This window comes from Paenibacillus sp. GM1FR (genome assembly GCF_002803315.1).
Taxonomy (GTDB): domain Bacteria; phylum Bacillota; class Bacilli; order Paenibacillales; family Paenibacillaceae; genus Paenibacillus; species Paenibacillus amylolyticus.
In genome coordinates this window covers 57,955-77,908 of record NZ_MKZL01000022.1, presented here as the reverse complement: position 1 = coordinate 77,908, position 19,954 = coordinate 57,955, and the positions used below count along the sequence as shown (strand labels likewise).

Genomic DNA, 19,954 nt, shown 5'->3' with positions numbered 1-19,954 from the left:
GTTTCGACCCCTCTCTTAAGTTAATTAAGTTATCGTTAAGGTTACAAAATGAATTCTATTATGGTAACGCTTACCTGTCAATTAATTTATTTATAACTTAACAAGAAAAATTGCGATGCATTTCGTTGACATCTGTTTTTCAGAGCACTAATATTGATTAATAAAGTTACCGTTAACTTAACTATATATATTGATTAAACATTTACACGAAACGTAGAGGACAGAAAGAACCTGAAGAAGCGGAGCGTTCGCCTTTATCACCGGAATTTCACCTTTGAAAAAGGGAATCAAAAAAATCTGGGGATAACAGCGATCGGAAGGTTATTCTGTCATCGGAGTGGCCAGTGTAAATATTCTTTAGTTCAATTTATATATTAAGATTTATGTAACACGTTGAAGGAGCGCTCACTTATGAATACAAAAACAATCGAACTTCAATCTGAGATTAAAGCGCATTGGGAGACGCAGATTTTACCCTTCTGGTCCAACCTAAAAGATACAACCGACGGTGGATTCTACGGCTGGGTTGGCATTGATCTTCAGGTGAATCCACAGGCACCCAAAGGCGGGATCGCCACGGCACGGCAACTTTGGTCTTTTGCAGCAGCCTATCGGGTAACCGGAAACGAAAGATGGCGCGATCACGCGGAGCACGCCTATCGGTTTCTCGCTGATCATGTGATGGACACCGAATATGGCGGTATGTACTGGATGGTAGATTACACAGGGGAAGCACTGGACACGAGCAAACATGTGTATACGCAATCATTCGGCGTGTATTCACTCAGTGAGTACTATCGTGCTACCGGGGATGCTTCTGCATTGGAACTTGCGAAAACGCTTTTTGCCCTAATCGAGGACAAAGGTTTGGATGCCGAACTACCTGCGTACAAGGAACAATTTGATCGCACATGGAAGGAACAGCCTAATGAAATGCTGAGCGAAAATGGGGTGATTGCGGATTACACAATGAATACGCATATCCATGTGCTGGAGGCCTACACCACGCTCTATCGCGTGTGGCCGGATCAACAAGTGAAGGCGGCGCTGGAACGCCTGCTCGGAATTCTATATGAACGGGTGTATGACCAAAACACCAAGTTTCTCGGGGTATTTTTCAACAAACAGTGGGAATCCATCATTGATCTCCGCTCGTTCGGACATGACATTGAGGCCAGCTGGCTAATCGACGAAGCACTGAAAGTTCTGGGGATGGAACAACATCTGGAGTATGCGGCGATGGTAACAGATATCGCCTATAACATCTCCAATGTAGCCGTGAATGCGGATGGTTCCCTGCTCAATGAACAAGAAGGTGAACATATCGATGAGAAGCGAATCTGGTGGGTTCAGGCCGAGGCGATGGTCGGTTTCTATAACGCGTATCAGCGTACAGGTGATCCATTGTTTCTGGAGAGAGTGGAACGCTTGTGGGACTACACAAAAGAAAACATCATTGATCAGCGCGCTGGTGGGGAATGGTACTGGTCGGTTGATGGGAACGGAACACCGGATCAGAGCGAAATTGCCGGACCGTGGAAATGCCCGTATCACAATAGCAGATTCTGTATTGAACTAATCGAGAGGATGGGATCAGAATGATACACCCGAAATACAAGGAGTTACTGGAGAAACAGGAGCAGTTGCTTACTCGCCCTAATGAGATCAATTCTTCCTTCTACAACGGCGTATATGACCGGTACCAATATCCGGTAATCACTCGCCATCACGTACCACTGCATTGGAGATTCGATCTGAATGAGACGACAAACCCGCATTTCATGGAACGCCTGGGCATTAACGCAACACTGAATCCAGGAGCCATCTATTTCAATGGCAAATACGTCATGGTCATCCGTACGGAAGGATTGGATCGCAAATCAATCTTTGCACTCGCCGAGAGTGACAATGGAATTGACGGGTTCCGTTTCACGGGTAAACCATTGGTCTGGAATGATATCGATGCGGATGAAACCAATCAGTATGATATGCGCCTTGTTCAACATGAGGATGGCTGGATCTATGGCATCTATTGCTCGGAACGCAAAGATCCAGAGGCACCTGCATTTGATACGTCCAGCGCAGTTGCACAGGCAGGACTGGTTCGTACACGAGATCTCACAAGCTGGGAACGGTTGCCCAACATTACAACGAATTCCCCTCAACAGCGCAATGTCGTTTTGCACCCGGAATTCGTGGATGGAAAGTATGCCTTCTACACCCGTCCACAGGACGGTTTCATCTCAACAGGCAGTGGCGGCGGAATCGCCTTTGGTCTGTGTGAGGATATCTTGAACCCTGTCATTCATGAAGAGACAATTATCGACGAACGGCAATATCATACGGTATATGAGGTCAAAAACGGTCAGGGCCCTGCTCCGCTTAAGACGGATCGTGGCTGGATTCACATTGCTCACGGTGTTCGGAACACCGCGGCAGGCCTGCGTTATGTGTTATACACCTTTGCCACCGATCTGAATGATCCGGCGCGTATTATTGCCAAGCCGAGCGGCCACTTCATTGCCCCTTATGACGATGAGCGTGTAGGCGATGTGTCCAATGTTATTTTCTGCAATGGTGCTGTAGTCAACGAAAATGACGAGGTCTTTATCTATTACGCATCCAGTGATACCCGCTGTCATGTGGCAACAACGACGCTAGAAAAACTAGTCGATTATACGTTTAATACACCGGCTGATCCATATCGTTCCCTGGATTGTGCCAGCCAGCGGGGTCAGCTGATTGAACAGAATGAGAAGCTTTTACAGAAACAATTAACGTAACATCGGTAGAGCGTCCTCTCAGGGAAACCTGCAATGTGCTGAAAATTAGCGAAACAACAGCCAGAATTGCTTTATTCCAAGTGGGTAACGATGTATACTGATATGGATTGTTATTATGTGCGGAGAAAACACTCATCATAATGACAGCACATTGTGCCTATACCGGCTTGAAGGAGGCGACCATACTGAAGAATAATATCACCATGCGGGATATCGCCGACAGGCTCGGGGTCAGCAGTGTGACCGTCTCGAAAGCATTGAATGATAAAGATGGCGTGAGTGGCGAATTAAAGGAAAAAATTAAAGTGCTTGCTGTTGAAATGGGCTATCGGTATAATGCCGCTGCCCGTTCCATGAAGGAAGGCTTAACCCATAATATTGGCGTAATTATCCCGGAGCGTTTTACCGGGCCTACGCAGTCGTTCTATGTACGCGTGTTCCAGCGCATCACCAAACATCTGGAGGAACAGGGCTACTACGGCATTCTGCACATTCTGAATGTGGAGGATGAGGAGGAATTAACACTGCCCAAGCTGTACAGCGATAACAAGGTCGATGGTTTCATCGTGCTCGGACAGATCAGCAAAGAGTATATTGAACTGGTGCGATCGATGGAAGTTCCCAAAATGTTTCTCGACTTCTACGATGAACATTCGGACATCGATTCCGTCGTTACTGATAACTTCTACGCTGCCTATGAGCTGACGAACTATCTGGTTCAGCAGGGCCACCGTAACATTGCTTATGTAGGTAACCTGTATTCCACGAGCAGTATCCAGGACCGATTCCTCGGGTACTACAAATCCTTGCTGGAACATCGCTTGCCGATGAATCCGGATCTGGTTCTGAATGATCGGGATGAACGGGGTACGTTTATTGAGATTGATCTGCCGGAACAGCTGCCAACCGCTTTTGTATGCAACTGTGATCAGGTCGCTCATCTGCTCGTTCAAAAACTGACTTCAATGGATATTCAGGTGCCTGGCCAATGCTCTGTTGTTGGTTTTGATAATGATATCTATGCGATGCTCTCCGATCCCAAGCTCACAACTGTTGAAGTGGATGTGGAACAGATGGCACGCACGGCAGTTCAGTCCATGCTCAAAAAGGTCGACAACCCAAACCGCAGTTTCGGCCGTGTACACGTGAAAGGCAACATCATCTATCGTGACTCGGTGAGTACTGTGTCTGCCTCATCAGATACTATGGATATCTGAATTAAAAAAATGAAATAAACGAACACAGATGACTGGCCTTTATCTTACTGGCCAGTCTTTTCTGATGCATTGGAGCTTAACGACGGCGATGATTTGTTGAATCCATCAAAAATGTAGTCGTTCTCCAAATCGAGAGGATGAGGATCAGCTCATACACATTGGTTAAAGTACCGGTTTCCACTGGCAGGGAGATTAACTGCCCTACAAACAACAAGGCAGTTCCAACAAACAGCCAAACCCATTTATGTTTGAAAAGAACGACCAGGCTAACAAATAACAGAACAATCCCCACGATGATCACCATCATCGGCGGACCTCCATGACCTTCTGCCATATATCTCAGTACTCCATACTCTTCTATCACCTTGAGATTTTTAACCTCGGATAAAGTAAAACCTACAATCTGGTAGACAACCAGACCTAAAGTTATCAGCCATGCCACCACACTCGTTATACTTCTATTGGCAAACTTGGCACCTGAGCTGCGCAAGATATGGTAGCCAACAAGAATAAGGGTAGGGGTAGCAAAGGCATGTAGCCAAAATCGAAGGCTACTGAGGACCATTAACACTTCCCCATCCCCTATCAAATTACCTATAGCAATAATTCCATTGTCATATGCCAAGCTGAATGCTACAAATAGCTGAAAACTGGAATACGCGAGCCATTGCTTCCTCTGGGTTAAATCGACGGCCATCCAAACAACAAGTATCAAATAAACAAGAGTAAGTACGGAGTATATCCATACATCCAAGCTGCTTCACCATCCTTATTGGTCAATTCTAATAAATTATATTTACCGGTAAGTAAAATTACAAGGCGTACTTGTATAAATGGTTAATTTGTCATAAATTACTCACAAAGGTAATGAAGATAAATGAAGATAAATAAAGATTCACAACGATCACCGGCGAGACTAACACATGCTGTAGCTGGAGATGATCCACCCTAACAAGGAGTCACTTTTCAAGCGGCCCGCCAAACTGTTTATGGAGCTAAATTATATAAAAAGAGCACCCCCGGCTATCGTAGCTGCAGGAGCACTCTTTTCCTTATTTGAAGAACGTAAAAGCAACAGTTTACTCTGATATCAATAACTTGTCTTCAACCAATTGTCCTTGGACCAGGTCAATTTACCCGAACCCGCGCCATTGGAAGCCGTGAGGCGTGCATTCAACGTAGATGGATCATCTGTGGTATAGCTGTAAGGCAGTGACGAGAAGCCGTTCCAGGAGAACGATTTCACCACGGCCGGGATTGGCGCCAACGGGCTGCCAGACGTATCACTGCTGCCACGGAATGAGCTTCCATCCAAAGAATACATAGTATCGGTCACTCTGATTTTGCCGGTATAGGTTGGGTCTGCCGGATCGGTCTGATTGTTGCGAACAGGATACAGCACGTCCTTGATGACTGATTTCTCGACCAATACGGCTCCGCTCTCTGTGGAGATTGCCCCATTGCCAATGATATCGAATTTATAACCTTTGGACGCAATCGCTGTTGCCATCGCCGTTGTAATTTTGGCTTTAGCGGCACGTGCCCCTGTCGAATCCATCACGATGTTGTATGCATGTGCGTTGCCTCCACGCAGGCGCGGCATCCGATCCTGAATATCTTTGTACAGATTATGGTGCAGCGTCATGGACAGGTTGGCGTTAGCTGATTCCAAGCTGGTCGAACCGACCAGATGTCCTTTCTTTTGGGGTCCGGAGATGGCGATAATATCGGCTTTGCTGAGACCTACAGCACTGCTGCGCAGGTAGTTGTACATGGGATAGGAAGCCTTATTTGCTTCCAATTCGTTAATCTGCTGGGTAACCCAGCTGTTCGAGCTGCCGTCATCCCCTTTGAAGAGGGACCAGGAGATGGTCACGCCACTGGTTCCTTTTTTCGAATCGACGAGTCCGTCATAGGCTTTATTAAATGTGCAGTGATCAATCCACACGTTGCTGTTCTCCTCCAGGGTGATGTAATCCCAATCGTTCTTGTCGTAATCACCTTTGGTGGATTCATCCCATTCCCATAACTCATCAAATTCCAGGTTGCGGATGATGACATTTGAGCTTCGTTTCACGCTGATCGCAGCGTGTTTGATCTTGGAACCATTGGCGGAGAAAATCGTGAGTCCATTGAAACCATCAATCGTGAGCTTGCTAACACCGGTCTGTTTTAATACGGGATGTGTCAGCGCATCATTATGCTTGGCAAAAGGAGAAGTCTGCGCTGCGCTCGGAATTTCATTCCATCCCAGATTCAGATCGTTCATGATCTCAACAACTTTGACACCGGAGTTCTTTTTCAGCGCCAATGCCAGATCGGTCGCATTATACACTTTCTTATACGTGGCTGTGTTTGATTCGCTAATGATGCCGCCGCCCGCGTTCCCTTGGGAGAAGCCCGTAAGATTGTAGTCTGCGTTACCCGCTGCCTGCACACTTGCCGGGCCGGACAATAAAGTTAACCCCAACGTTAGAGCCAGAGCTGTGCTGCATAAGCTTCGAAATTTGCTTTTCATCGATTCCATTCCTCCCAATATATGATGATGACATTCGTCCATCGCTGCCATGCCAGGTACGAAGGACATGTTCTCAATGTAAATGTTGAAAGCGATTACAACAATAATCCGTATCTCACATGTGTTAGGAAAGGCTCGTATGGTAAGGGTTTGTACTGTAAGCAACCTTGAATCGTACAGAGTTAACTTGGAGAGTGAGGTTTCAGGGATACATCGAGGTAACAAGAACAATCCAGATGGGATGAAATTAAAAAAGCAGGACTGCATCTGCCGCAGACCTGCTCGATTTTACTTTTTAATGGAACGTGTCCAGAAGCCGCCATGGAACTGTTTGGGCTCCACAGTAATGACAAATGCTTTCGGGTCCAGACTGAGAATCGTCTGATAGAGCAGTTTCTGGTTTTTTCGTTTCGCCAGAATCTCCATCACAAGCCGATCTCCATCACGTCCACTACCCACCCACGCAGTAACACCGTACCCTTTATCCCGCAGGGCATTCGCGACGCTTCCATCCAGCTGATTACAGATTACTTTAACGGTGATATAACCGAGCGCAATCTTTTCTTCAATCCACGCTCCGAGTAGCACACCCAATCCGTAACCTACCGCATATACAATCAGGGCCTCCGGTTGTTTAAGATAGTTTAACACCAGATTCAGACCGAGCACATAGATCACAATCTCACCCATGCTGATCAGTGCAGCGATGTATTTCTGTCCTTTGAGTGTCAGAATCATCCGGAGTGTATAAGCGGATACGTAGACAATCTGGATCAAAAAGATAAATACCAATATTTTAAACAATCACAATCCCTCTTTCCTGGCCTTCACAACGGAATTGGCCCTTTGCTGCATATACTCGACGATTTCGTTTCATCTATGCTTCCTGTATGTTTGCTCTATCTCCATCATTGGACGTTATGCCCTCATTCTAAACGGTTGGATGTAAATCCGTAGGCATTTTCTGCTCTCTGGCATGCCGGAACTGCAATTATAGAACCGTTTGTACCGATTATCAACCCGGCGGAGGTCCCAGGGTCGAAAATCGGTACCTGTGAATATGCTGTATCATCATAAAGCCAAGCACGCTGGCACAGGATATCAGGTCAAAACCAGGATGGATGGGTCAAAACAAAAAGGGGGTACCGTCATGCAACTATGGCAGGAGATGGAGCGGGAAGGCATGGAGGAACTCATTTTTTGTCATGATGCAGTTAGTGGATTGAGGGCGGTCATTGCCATTCATAACACGGTCCTTGGACCTGCGCTCGGCGGATGTCGCTACTGGACGTATGCGTCCGAGGAAGAAGCTGTTCGGGATGCTGTGAAACTTGCCAAAGGCATGACGTACAAAAATGCAATCTCTGGACTGCCGTATGGTGGCGGGAAAGTGGTCATATGGGATGTACCTTTTGCGAAGAATGCAAAGTCGAATGAGGATGGATGTGGATCTCAAAGTGGTGAGCAGGTCGCCGCAGCTCTAGGGGTAGAGCAGCAAAAGGGCGCTGCCGCTGAACGGAAAGTCGTTGCCAATCAGGTGGCGCATCCACAAGATAAAAGTCTGGATACGGACGTATCCAAGCGGGCGCAGCGCTTTCGCGCACTGGGACGTTGTCTGGAGCGGCTGAACGGACGGTACGTGACCGGTCTTGATCTGGGTACCACGGCGACAGACATGGACCAGATCCGGCTGGAAACCGCACATGTGACGGACACCACGGGTTCACTTGGGGCGCAGGATGACTTCACTGCCGAGATGACCGCCTACGGCGTACACATCGGCATTGTGACCTCGCTGCGCCAGCAAGGCATTGCATCTTTGCAGGGCATTCCCGTTGCCGTCCAGGGACTGGGCAAGGTCGGGTATGCCCTGTGCCGTTACCTGCATGCAGCCGGGGCACGGCTCATTGTGGCAGACGTTGTACCGGAGCGTGTACAACGTGCCCTTGTGCAGTTCAGCGGCGCCATCTCGGCCGATCCGGCCCATATCCACGCCGCTGACTGCAAGGTCTTCGCCCCCTGTGCCCTAGGGGGCGTACTGACCCCGGCAACGGTGGAGGAGCTGCGCTGCTCCATCGTTGCCGGGGCGGCCAACAATCAGCTGAGTGAACGACAGCTGGTTGCAGGCCGCATGCAGGCGCGCGGCATCCTGTACGCGCCTGATTATGTGCTCAACGCAGGCGGAATCATCTCCACCGCCTACGAGCTGGAAGGCGCCGGGCCTGACCTGATCCGCCAAAAAGTGGCGGGGATTGCAGGCACGCTGAGCAAGGTATACGCAGAAGCTGCGCAATCTGCGATCTCCACAGCCGATGCAGCCGATCGGCTAGCCGAATCCATCCTCCGCTCAGGCCATACAAAATAGGGTGCCTCCTCCTGGGGAACCTCCACTGCTTTACTTCATTCTAACGAACCTGATACACGCTATTTGGTCCTTTTAGCACGAATCTAATATCTAACGAATCTTAGGCACGTTATTGTGCCTAGTTTGGTTCTTTTTCAAGCTAAATAGCTACTTTTCCGAAGGATAGCGTTCCTGAGGTTCGTTAGAATTTATATTTCAGATTTTCACCCTGAATAGGTTGTCTCAGGTTCGTTAGCGCTGCGGCGAAGGTTTCCTTGGGGTAGTATCTATGGGGTAAGGATCACCTATCAAAAGAGCTAACCCCGACATCCGTGTCCAGGTTAGCTCTTTTACCCTCTCTTATCGTTTAGCGCTCTTACTCTCTTACTCTCTCTTACTCTCTCTTACTCTCTCTTACTCTCTCTTACTCTCTCTTACTCTACTACTCCTTAAACTGCAACCGACCTCTTCTTCGCTGTCTTCTTCTCTCGAAACAGTAGCGTCCACAGCAACACATTCGCCACGATCAGTAGCGCACCATAGATCCACACGCCCCCCGACACTGATCGGAAAAAGACATGGACTCCCCATAACATAGCAAGCACAGGAAGGGCGGCGAATACATACCAGCCATCACTTTGCTGTGCCATACTGAAGGATTGGGAGAACGGCGGCTTACGCAACAACAATTTGCCTGCCAGTGGGACAAGCGCCGTAGCTGTCAGCATAATAATTGCAATATCCGGCAGTATCCGTGATCCAAATGTCCAGGTAAACAAAACGGCATTTGCCAGAAATATAGGCAGGAACATGTTGCATAAGAATGCCTTTAGAGCGCCTTTATACAACGCGCTATCATTCGCCATCGGTGCAGCGCGAAAAGTCCAGAATGCCTTATATTGTCCTGAAAATTTCAGCATGACTACAACCGTTACAACCAGCATTAGTACGATATAAAAAGTGTATACAAACGAACTTTGCCTAAACTCCGCCCAGGTAGAAGACTGCAATTCGGTAAACCAAAATACATAAGGTAAAACAAATGATAAACCAAGCGATGGATACACCTTCAGCTTGAATTCCCGTTCATTACGCATCATGCTGGCTGACAGACGGAAGCAAGCCTGCTCCTCTCTCGAACGACTGACCACCTTGGAGATCAACCGATCCCATCTTCCACGTCTGCGTCCGGAGGACTGACCCGAATGTGCCATTTTTTCCAAATACAATTCAAAGGAAGGCATAAGCTTCACATATACGATCATACTCACCACAGGAACCAAGATTGCAAGTGCTGTGAACGTATAGATCCACACATTCCCGCCCCCTGCAAATAACCATTCATATGCAGCCGCATACCATAACGGAGGCAACAGCAACTGCCACCAAGCCGGGGTAAATACCATACCAAAATCAATAATGCTGAACGAACGAATGACCAGCTGATAACCGATCGCAATCCCCACGGAAAGCAGAATCTGCACCATATTGATCATATCCTTCAGCTTCTCACCATCCAGAAACTTCATCATGAACAGATAGATCAGAGACGTTGTCACCAGAATTAGCATATTGATCAGAATCAGTTCCACAAGGAAAATCAGAAAGAATCCGATCCCATGCGTCACCAACGCGGCAATTAGCGGTATACCGGTTAATGAACCCGTCAGCAATAGCAGATATACGCCCGCATGGATGGCTCGGGCCATCCCCACCGTTCGTCCATTAACGGGCTTGGTCATAATAATATTACGATCCCGGATGTCCAGCAGCACAGAGGAAAAATCCGAGATCATGGACGTCATGATCATAAACATTAAGATGCCAAACACAAGTCCCATCTGAAGCATGAAATGCCCCGTATCCCAGACGATGAAGGGAACCATCATCAGTCCCATTAATCCATACAACCACAGGGATCGAAGAAACTGATTACCTTCCTTGCGCTCTTTTTTCCCTGAATTGTTGGACAAAATGGTAGGTACTCTGCGTTGATCCATCTGGAACTTCACTCGCAAGATCAGGCGCAGCACATCATAATCCGCCCCTGTTCTGGCGATGAGCGGACGAAAGCGATCCAGAATCTTGAGTGTGCGGAAGTCGGAGGATTCCTCCATATCAGTACACCTCCTGCACAATGGATACAAAACGCTCCGCAATGGCTTTATGTTCATTAAAGCCCGTCAATTGATTGAACACTTCTTCCAGCGTGCCTTCCATGGATTGCTGTTGGAGCTGCTTGAATGTACCGTCTGCCACTACGTGCCCTTCAGCAATCAGTACAATTCGACTGCTGATCTTCTCCACCACATCCATGATGTGTGAAGAATAGAAGATCGTTGTGCCTTTGGCTGACAATTGTGACAAAATCTCTTTGACCACCATCACACTATTGGCATCCAATCCGCTGAGTGGTTCATCCAGGAACAACAGATCCGGGTCATGCAGCAGCGCAGAGATCAACAGCACTTTCTGACGCATACCTTTGGAAAAAGAGGCAATGCGGGAATGATATGATTTTTCCATTCCAAAACAATCCATCAATAGCTTGGCTTTGTAATCCGCATCCTCATAGGACATACCGTATAACTCTCCCGTAAAAGTCAGATACTCCGCAGGCGTTAATTGTTCGTACAATTCCGCCACCTCCGGAACATAACCGATTCTGCGTTTATACTCTACATCCCCATCCGCAATATCTTTACCAAAGATCCGCACCGTGCCTACATATCCTTCAACCAGCCCGAGTAAAATCTTAACCGTCGTACTTTTGCCAGCCCCGTTTGGGCCAATATATCCAATCATCTCACCGCGATTTACTTCCAGATCGATGCCGTTCAGCACATAACGTCCGTTGTATCTCATACGCAAGCTTTCAATGGATAGCACTTGTTGTTCACTCACTTCGTTATCCAGCTCCTGTCTCTATCTTTTTCTACAATTCTACTAGTTTACCACAGATTGGGATGGTAATGATCGGAAATAGGTCACGATATGAGCCATCAACTGGATATCCCCTTCGAGTAAAAGCATCACGTAACATGCGTGAATACATCACAAAGCCCCTATCCCACCTTATGGTAAGAGACAAGGGCTTCCACTTTATGTTGAAACTTATTTTATAATATTTAAAACGTCTTACTGCACCTTAACAATCTGAAAATGCTGATTCGTACCGCCATTATCCGTCCACTGGATGGCCGCAGCCCCATCTGCCAGGGATTGACTGGAAATATCCAATACTTTGCCTGTACTGCGGTTCTTCAGTTTATAATAACCACCACCTACATGGACGAGCTGCCATTGCTGGCTGGCCCAGCCACCATCATTCCACTGTTCAATGACAGCCCCATCCGTCGTGGCACCATTCTCCACACCGATCAGCTTGCCACTGGAACGGTTGATGATTTTGACATAACCGCCACCCGCATCGGTAATCTGCCACTGTTGACTTGTCATCCCCCCATCTGCTCGCTGCTCCAGGTCCGCACCGTTGACGGAAGAACCCCCAATGACATTTAGCAATTTGTTACTCTTACGACTAATCAGCTGATATGAAGCATTCGGGTCCCAGACATCCGGTGTACTCACTCCGGTCACAGTCCCTGTTGCTGTATCAATCGTAATACTGCTGGCCCAGTTCATCGCCAGACTAGTTCCACTAGGGAACGATAGGGGCAGCCAAACATACTTGGAATCCTGCACCGGTCCGCTCCATGCACCAGCCCAGCGGTCACCCATGTAGAGATAGGATGTGGTCTGTGAACCTTCTATAGGAACGACATAGGTGGATTGGGAACCATACGTTGTGCTGTCTCCAAAATTGCTAAGCCCGCTCCATGTGCCTGTAATGCTGGAGGCTGTCGCATATTTGGCCTGATTTGGATTCCAGCCGGTCGCACCCGAGGTGATCAGGAAGTAGACGCCGTCTTTTTTGAATAGGGCTGGTGCTTCACGATATTGTCCAGGCCACAGCGTTGTGACTAGGGATTCCACACCCAGAAAATCCGGGGTCAGCTTATATATATTCAGATCAGCATTCACTCTGGTCGCAGAGATCAGATAAGCGGTTCCGTTATCGTTGTATACCGTCATGTCTCTGGAATCATACCCAAGTGGACGATAACTGCCCACATATGTGTAATTGCCATCCACCGTATTCGAAGTAGCTACCGCCACTCGGGCCTCGCCATAATCCAGACCATTCTCCTTGTGCATCCACAGCACATATTTGCCGGTAGCACTGTTGTAGATGACCTTTGGGCGTTCAATGTTAGAGATATTTAACTCGGCTGCCGAGCTGCTGGTCAGCACATCATTACGATACTCCCAGTTCTTCAGATCCGATGAACGATACACGGACACTGCCTTGAACGTTCCATTCGTATTGCGGTTCTCTCCAAACCAGTAATAATACCCATTTGCCTTAATCATCCCGCCCCCATGAGCATGAACGACATTGCCATTGGTATCCTTGAACTGTATCCCGTTCGTTACACTAAGTGGAGCAGCTGAAGCATTCGGTCCGGGTGCAAGCAACATACCTATGGATTGCAGCGCCAAAACCAAAGCAAGCAGATAACTTAAGCGGAGGGTAAAGCGACGTGAATGTTTATTCTTTTTCAACCATCCATCGTTCATAGCCATATCGTAATGCACCTCCATGTTTTTTTGTGAAGCGCTTACATAAAATAAAATCGATATGTCTTATCTGCCTCCGATCGATGATGCATTTCAGCATTAGAATTCCTGGCAATACTGGCTGGGCGTTCACCTCCCTGATTCCGATTGTATCCGCCACGTTCCTGCTCGAATAGTGAACAATCCGGCGGAAGATGTACAATTTTATACTCCGCTCTCTCGATCAACAACAAAAAGACGCTTCCCCCGAAGCGTCCTCTGCTATACCTGCCCTGCCCCTCCATGATGTAACGATCTCTAGCTGTGTGCGGCTGTTCATAGGCAGGTTTTTATATGATGTTTTATCGGCGTATACTCGCCCTTATTGCTTAATCTTGGTCGTCAAAATCCTGGTCAAACGATAACACTTTACCTGTGTTGGCATCGATATCTACATCTGCTTCACCTTGAGCAGTTCTCAGTTCGATCTCATACACATAGCGACCATCATCATGATCCAGCTCGACTTTGGTTACTTTACCACCCGTAACTTGTTTCAACGCAATGTTTGAAGCCTGGGATGCCGTCAATTTGACCTGCTTGGAAGTAGAGTTATTAGATGTGTTGCCTGTTACAGTACCTTTATAATCGTCGTCATCATCGTAGTCTTCATCATTCACGACCGCAAGGATTTTGCCTGTATAAGCATCCAGACGAACGACAACATCATTGGTTCCTTTTCTGTCGATCTCAACTTCATAGAACGTTTGGCCGTTTCTACGCTCCAGATCCACGTCATCCACTTTACCATCGGCTGCTTTTAACGCCAACGCTTTCGCTTGGGATGCATTCAGCATTTTACCTGTGCTGTTCTGATTCTGTGTTGCAGATTGTGTTGTTGACGTTGGTGTAGTTTGCACCGATTGTCCGTTCACATTCCCGCTAGCCGCTACGGCCGATCCACCAAGTAATACTGCTGCTGACAAGCTACCAATCCAAAGTTTATGTTTGTTCATCATCATCATTCATCTCCTCGTTGTTGTTGTTTCGTTCTCGTCTACATTTATAGAATAACCTGCAGGAATGAGAGATCAGCGAGAGTTAGATTAGAATTTGATGAGAAAATGAAGAGAATGCTCATTTAATGAGTGTTCATTATGTATGTAATCTAAAAGAAATGAAAAAGATGACCCCAACATTAGGAATCATCTATCCAACAAGGTGTAACTCTATATTCAATGGATTCCTGTACAAATGTTAATCATCGTCCTCATCCCAAGTCACCGAACGAATTGCTCCTGAGATGGCATTCACTTGCACAATAGCCTCCCGGCCATCCTCCAAATCAATTTCAACCAGATAATATGGATTCCCGCTGTTGGTTCCACGCAGTTCGATGTCGTCCACTTCCCCCGGAACCTCCGCAAGTGCCTTCTGTTTGGCTTGTTTCTCGCTCAGAAACTGAGGTTTGGGATCATCCTTGGTTGGTTCAGTTGTCGGGGCTGCTATTGTTTTGGAAGCTATCGTCTCTCCCGTGTATGGATCAATCGTGAGTTCTTCACGACTGTTATCCTTTGCCTTCACTACCGCGGTGTATACCGGACTGCCTTGCTGCTCCACAAGTTCAAGCGAGACCAATTGGTTATCTGTCTGTTGTTTTAACAACGCCGTCTTGATCTGCTCGCGGCTCCATAACGTCTTCTCTTCCGCTTGCGGGTTCGACTCCAGCCGTTTAATGGAATTCACAGCAGCTGTAACGGCATCCACTTGCACATCATATAGGCCAGTCTCCGAACGGAGCTGCATGATATACGTCCCGTCCTTCAACGTGGAATTCACAATCTCACCTGGATATTGATCAAGCACCGATTGTGCTGCCGCATCTGCCGTAAGTACCGCACCCGTCGATTGCCACGGCTTCCACCACACCACAACTGCCACAATCAGCACAACGAGAAGCCCTGCACCCCACCAGAGTGACCTTCGCGATTTCGCCCATCCGCTGTTCCCTTGTTCATGCCGTTTCATCTCCGGTGGTCGCTGCTCATGTTCTGTCATCACGTTTCCCCCTATGCACTCTCTTATCATCCCCAGTTGATCTGATGCTTATCAGTATATAAGAGAAGAATGAGAATTTCATGAGAGCGGCCCGTTCTGAACCGATAAAGGCAAAATAATCGAAGCCTCGGTGCCTTCACCCTCGGTGCTGGTCAGTTCGATCCGTGCTCCAACTGCTCCTGCAAGCTCTTTGGCAAGTGACAATCCCAGACCTGAACCACTTGCACCTAAGCTGCGTGTTCTGGCCGGATCAACCCGGTAGAATCGGTCAAATACCTTCTCCAGCTCGTCCTCCCGCATACCAATCCCGGTATCCACGATTCGAATACGGCACTCTTGTCCCTTGGCTTCCAGCCTGACTTCAATTGCATCCTCACTATACTTCCGGGCATTATCCAGCAAAATAAACAAAAGTTGCTTCAGCTTACTCTCATCGCTGATCGCCCAGATTGGACCTGGATCTTCACACCGAACTTCACGGTGATAGGCTTCGCGAAACGCACGTGTGGAGTCTGTAGCCAGTCTCGTGATATCCACACGCTCCAACTGTACATTCCACTGCTCTGGTTGCTTCGCGAGCAGTAACAATTGCTCGGTCATCTCTCGCATACGAACCGATTCGGACAGAATCGCTTCCACCGCTTCATCAAATACCTCGGGCCGCTCTTTTCCTCGCCGCTGTAGCAGACTGGCGTAGCTCTCAATAATGGTTAGCGGTGTTTTGAGCTCATGAGATGCATCGGATACAAATCGCTCCTGTCGCTCAAAGTTGGATTCGAGCAGATCCATCATCCGGTTGAACGTCTGTCCCATCGTTTTCAGTTCATCCTTAGACCCTTCCTCCAGTGGAAGACGCTTGAATTGGCCGCTGGACTGGATATCAGTCATCGTGCGTGTCATCTGCTGAATCGGTCTGGTCATTCGATTCGCCAGAATCCGGCTGGAGATAATGGCTGGAATGAGAGCAATAATCGTGACCGCCACAAGCACAGTTCGCAGTACAGACAGACGATTCTCCGTCTCTGCAATGCTCTCGGTGACCTGTACATTCACCACCTCGCCATCAGGCCAGATGACCGGGACTGATACCCACACATAACCAATCTGTTCAACTTGGGTATACTCCGATTTCTTCTCACTTTCGTACTTATAAGGCAGCTTGCTCAGCTGCTCGGAAGCTGCTGTTGTTGTCACCGGGGAACTGGTGCCGTCTTCATTAACGATCCGAAGCATGCCGTTCACAGGCGCGTAGGCCCGCAACAAGTCGTCCGGCGGAATGGAGCCGGCAGACTGACGCACTCCTTTGACAATAGACTCCGCTTCCGCTTCCACCCGATTAACCTCGTTATCAATCGACATCCGTTCAAACACGATGTAGACCGAAAGGTTCACCGCGATTAACAGCACAGCAAATAATACAGACGAATATCCGTAGATTTTACTGCGCAGGCTCATAACTGTTCCTTCAGGACGTATCCAACGCCCCGTACGGTATGTATTAAGGGTGGTGTGAATCCGTTATCCACCTTTTTGCGCACATAACGGATGTACACATCCACCACATTAGTATCTCCATAATAATCGTATCCCCACACGGCCTGCACAATCTGATCACGACTGAGCACCTGACGTTGATTCTGAAGCAGATACACGAGCAGGTCGAACTCACGTGGAGTAAGCTCAATGGCCACACCATCTCGGGATACCTCTCGCGTTCCTTCATTTAGTTTCAACCCGGCAGCCGTCAACCAGCCCGCCTCAGCTTCATCCTGATGCCCAGAAGAGTCATTCCCCATATCAGCAGGTGTAGAAGAAGAAGCGGAAGAAACAACAGACGCCACTGCACTAAGCCGCAATGCAGCCCGAACTCTCGCAAGTAGCTCTTCAATCTGGAACGGCTTGGTGATGTAGTCATTGGCTCCAAGATCCAGGCCGGATACTTTGTCTTCTACAGAATCTTTGGCAGTGAGCATAATGATCGGGACCGTAGCATCTTTGGCCCGAACTCGCCGCAACACTTCAATTCCACTCAGACCAGGCAACATCACATCCAGCAGAATCAGATCCCACTGTCCTTCAGCATACTTCTCCAGTCCTTCTGTTCCACTACCAGCCTTGCCCACCTGATATCCCTCATACTGTAGTTCCAGTTCCAGCAGACGTGCTATTTTGGGCTCATCCTCTATGACCAGCACGGCTTCGTTCATGCAGCGCTCCCCCTCATCCCCATCATTTCATTCTCCCGTTATCTTACAATAACATCTACAATTTGCCCAAGGCATCTTCAACCGGATGCTCCCCGGCAATCAGATCAAAGGCCATACGGTACGTCTTCTCTTCCTGCAAAGAAGCCACGATTACGCGGGCTACATCTTCACGCGGGATGCTTCCGGGCTCCAGATCGGTTCCAACTGTGATCTTACCTGTGCCCGGTTCATTCTTCAGACCACCTGGACGTATAATCGTGTAATTGAGATCACTTGCAAACAACACACGATCCGCATAATGTTTCGCCACGTAATAAGGCTTAATGGACTCAGACCATTTCTCCCGTTGATCTGCGCCATACGCACTGACCAGAATATATCTGGAGATTCCTTGCTGCTCTGCGGCTTCCATCGTTTTCACCGCACCGTCGAGATCAATAAGCAGTGTTTTGTCCTGACCGGTAGATCCGCCAGAACCCGCCGTAAACACAATGGCATTATGATCCTTCATTGCCTCAGCCAAATCCTCTACACTACCCTCCAGGTCACCAATCACCACATCTGCACCGAGTTCCTTCAGTGCATCCGCCTGCTCCGGTTTGCGGATCATAGCCGTTACTTTATGTTTGCCTTCCTGTGCCAGCTGTTCCACCACAAACTTTCCGATTTGTCCATTTGCTCCTATAACTAAAACGTTCATACGTCATTCTCCTCTCAGTTGAACGGATGGCTTGTTGATGCTCCCCGTTCTTTTTATTTAAAGATACTCATCCTATAATTTAAACGAAAGCCGGCGCTTCTAAGCGCCGGCTTCATGTCCATGCCCGTTCAGTACCTCTATGAAATGTGAAGGATTCCATCGTTCCTTTAATATGCCATATCCCCTAGGTACTTTATACGCGACCTCACATTTGACCACTTCTGCCGCACCTTTTTTCATTCTGAATATCTGTTATCCTTTGTAATCGTGACAACCAAAAAGGACGCCCAAAAGGGCGCCCTTGAATGGCATTAAGATTAGTAAGCCAGTGCGAACAAACCGTGAATATGAGCCAGGTAACGGATGTTACTTGCTTCTTTCATCATGGTTGCAGGCAGACCTTTCAGACGAGTCTGGTTGCCACCGATCATGCCGACAGCATCTTTACGACCCAGACTTCCCAGCGTACCGGAGAATACTGGTGTGAAGGATTCCATTGCGCCACCTTTGAACATAACGCCCAAGTTGTGACCAATAGTCTCACCCATTTGCCAAGCCAATTGTGCTGTTGGAGGGTAAGGGCGAGCGCCTTCGCTAGGGAAGACTACTGCGCTGTCACCAGCAACAAACACGTCTTTGTGAGAAGTAGATTGCAGAACTTCCGTAACTTTCGCACGGCCACGATCCACTTCAATTCCGCTGTTAGCAACAACAGCGTTGCCTTGTACGCCACCTGTCCATACGAGTGTGTTCGTAGGGATGGAGCTGCCGTCTTTCAGCAGAACTTCGTTTTCTTTCATCTCGGTAATCGCTACGCCAACGATGAAGTTAACGCCACGTTTCTCAAGACTTGATTTAGCACGTTCAACCAGCTCTGGCGGGAATCCTGCAAGGATGGAAGGACCTGCTTCAACTGTGTACAGGGATACTTCTTTGAAGTCGATGCCTTTTTCTTGACATACAGCAGGAAGCAGGTCAGCGAATTCGCCAACAAGCTCAATACCTGTCAAGCCGCCGCCACCAATAACAAACGTAGCGTCTGCTTTGTTGCCGGACTGTTTGTAAGCATCAAGACGTGCTTCAACGTGTGCACGAATACGGTTTGCATCGCTAACCGATTTGAGCGTGAAGCTGTACTCTTGCAATCCCGGAATTCCGAAGAATGCCGTTTCGCTGCCCAAGGCAACAACAAGTGCATCGTAAGAGTATGTGGAGCCGCTGGTCATCAGAACTTTCTTCTCGTCCGGCTTGATTGTATCCACCGTATCGATTTTCAAGTTCACGTTTTTGCCACGCAGCAATTTTTCGAGTGGAAGAGCAACTGCTTGTTCAGCAATGCTTCCCGCTGCAAGACGGTGCAGTTCCGTGATAATTTGGTGTGTAGGGTAACGGTTCACGACAGTAATTGTCGCTTCTTCCGGAGACAAGTATTGACGTGCAGTCAATGCAGTCAACAGACCGCCGTATCCTCCACCCAAGATCAAAATTTGCTTCGACATATCCATCC

General features: G+C 48.1%; 18 protein-coding genes. 4 read left to right on the top strand and 14 right to left on the bottom strand.

What is annotated here, in order from left to right; translation table 11 throughout:
- Positions 1-411: 411 nt before the first annotated feature.
- The 3 genes from PAEAM_RS16005 (at position 412) to PAEAM_RS15995 (ending at position 4,000) form a co-directional block, all read left to right on the top strand.
- The gene (locus PAEAM_RS16005; protein WP_100528224.1) at positions 412-1,602 is read left to right on the top strand and encodes an AGE family epimerase/isomerase; all 1,191 of its coding nucleotides are present in this window, start codon (positions 412-414) and stop codon (positions 1,600-1,602) included.
- Positions 1,599-2,783: a glycoside hydrolase family 130 protein gene (locus tag PAEAM_RS16000; protein ID WP_100528223.1), complete on the top strand. Its 1,185-nt coding sequence runs from the start codon at positions 1,599-1,601 to the stop codon at positions 2,781-2,783. The genes PAEAM_RS16005 and PAEAM_RS16000 overlap by 4 nt, the downstream gene beginning before the upstream one ends.
- 140 nt (positions 2,784-2,923) lie before the next feature.
- Positions 2,924-4,000, top strand: a complete 1,077-nt coding sequence (locus PAEAM_RS15995) for a substrate-binding domain-containing protein (protein WP_076320107.1) — start codon at positions 2,924-2,926, stop codon at positions 3,998-4,000.
- Between the two features lie 76 nt (positions 4,001-4,076).
- Here PAEAM_RS15995 and PAEAM_RS15990 read toward each other — a convergent pair whose 3' ends face one another.
- The 3 genes from PAEAM_RS15990 to PAEAM_RS15980 all read right to left on the bottom strand — a co-directional run bounded on the left by PAEAM_RS15990 (position 4,077) and on the right by PAEAM_RS15980 (position 7,322).
- A complete protein-coding gene (locus PAEAM_RS15990; RefSeq protein ID WP_100528222.1) occupies positions 4,077-4,754 on the bottom strand; it encodes a hypothetical protein in 678 nt (225 codons plus the stop codon).
- Between the two features lie 336 nt (positions 4,755-5,090).
- Positions 5,091-6,518 (bottom strand): pectate lyase family protein, encoded by a 1,428-nt coding sequence (locus PAEAM_RS15985; RefSeq protein ID WP_036671620.1) that lies wholly within the window; start codon positions 6,516-6,518, stop codon positions 5,091-5,093.
- Between the two features lie 288 nt (positions 6,519-6,806).
- A complete protein-coding gene (locus PAEAM_RS15980; protein WP_036671622.1) occupies positions 6,807-7,322 on the bottom strand; it encodes a DUF2179 domain-containing protein in 516 nt (171 codons plus the stop codon).
- Positions 7,323-7,668: 346 nt separating this feature from the next.
- On the opposite strand from PAEAM_RS15980, the gene PAEAM_RS32505 reads away from it, so the two are divergent.
- Positions 7,669-8,883, top strand: coding sequence for a Leu/Phe/Val dehydrogenase (locus PAEAM_RS32505; RefSeq protein WP_279303094.1), 1,215 nt, complete (start codon positions 7,669-7,671; stop codon positions 8,881-8,883).
- Positions 8,884-9,311: 428 nt separating this feature from the next.
- Here PAEAM_RS32505 and PAEAM_RS15970 read toward each other — a convergent pair whose 3' ends face one another.
- The 11 genes from PAEAM_RS15970 to PAEAM_RS15925 form a co-directional block, all read right to left on the bottom strand.
- Entirely contained in the window at positions 9,312-10,979 is a 1,668-nt protein-coding gene (locus PAEAM_RS15970) for a hypothetical protein (protein WP_100528220.1), read from the bottom strand.
- 1 nt (position 10,980) lies between these two features.
- The gene (locus PAEAM_RS15965; protein WP_100528219.1) at positions 10,981-11,766 is read right to left on the bottom strand and encodes an ABC transporter ATP-binding protein; all 786 of its coding nucleotides are present in this window, start codon (positions 11,764-11,766) and stop codon (positions 10,981-10,983) included.
- 234 nt (positions 11,767-12,000) lie between these two features.
- A complete protein-coding gene (locus PAEAM_RS15960; RefSeq protein ID WP_100528218.1) occupies positions 12,001-13,509 on the bottom strand; it encodes an RICIN domain-containing protein in 1,509 nt (502 codons plus the stop codon).
- A 35-nt stretch (positions 13,510-13,544) separates the two neighbouring features.
- Entirely contained in the window at positions 13,545-13,787 is a 243-nt protein-coding gene (locus tag PAEAM_RS15955; RefSeq protein ID WP_165789944.1) for a hypothetical protein, read from the bottom strand.
- An 84-nt stretch (positions 13,788-13,871) separates the two neighbouring features.
- Complete coding sequence (locus tag PAEAM_RS15950) at positions 13,872-14,468, bottom strand: PepSY domain-containing protein (RefSeq protein WP_165789943.1); 597 nt, start codon at positions 14,466-14,468, stop codon at positions 13,872-13,874.
- 271 nt (positions 14,469-14,739) lie between these two features.
- Positions 14,740-15,540, bottom strand: a complete 801-nt coding sequence (locus PAEAM_RS15945) for a PepSY domain-containing protein (RefSeq protein ID WP_165789942.1) — start codon at positions 15,538-15,540, stop codon at positions 14,740-14,742.
- A 78-nt stretch (positions 15,541-15,618) separates the two neighbouring features.
- Positions 15,619-16,995 carry a sensor histidine kinase gene (locus PAEAM_RS15940; protein WP_076329244.1) on the bottom strand — a complete coding sequence of 459 codons (1,377 nt, stop codon included), beginning with the start codon at positions 16,993-16,995 and terminating at the stop codon, positions 15,619-15,621.
- A complete protein-coding gene (locus tag PAEAM_RS15935; RefSeq protein ID WP_100528216.1) occupies positions 16,992-17,747 on the bottom strand; it encodes a response regulator transcription factor in 756 nt (251 codons plus the stop codon). The genes PAEAM_RS15940 and PAEAM_RS15935 overlap by 4 nt, the downstream gene beginning before the upstream one ends.
- Before the next feature lie 55 nt (positions 17,748-17,802).
- On the bottom strand, positions 17,803-18,447 hold the full coding sequence (locus tag PAEAM_RS15930; RefSeq protein WP_100528215.1) for an SDR family oxidoreductase: 645 nt from the start codon (positions 18,445-18,447) through the stop codon (positions 17,803-17,805).
- Positions 18,448-18,546: 99 nt separating this feature from the next.
- On the bottom strand, positions 18,547-18,687 hold the full coding sequence (locus PAEAM_RS31830; RefSeq protein WP_165789941.1) for a hypothetical protein: 141 nt from the start codon (positions 18,685-18,687) through the stop codon (positions 18,547-18,549).
- 77 nt (positions 18,688-18,764) lie between these two features.
- Complete coding sequence (locus PAEAM_RS15925) at positions 18,765-19,946, bottom strand: NAD(P)/FAD-dependent oxidoreductase (protein WP_036606574.1); 1,182 nt, start codon at positions 19,944-19,946, stop codon at positions 18,765-18,767.
- Positions 19,947-19,954: the final 8 nt, after the last annotated feature.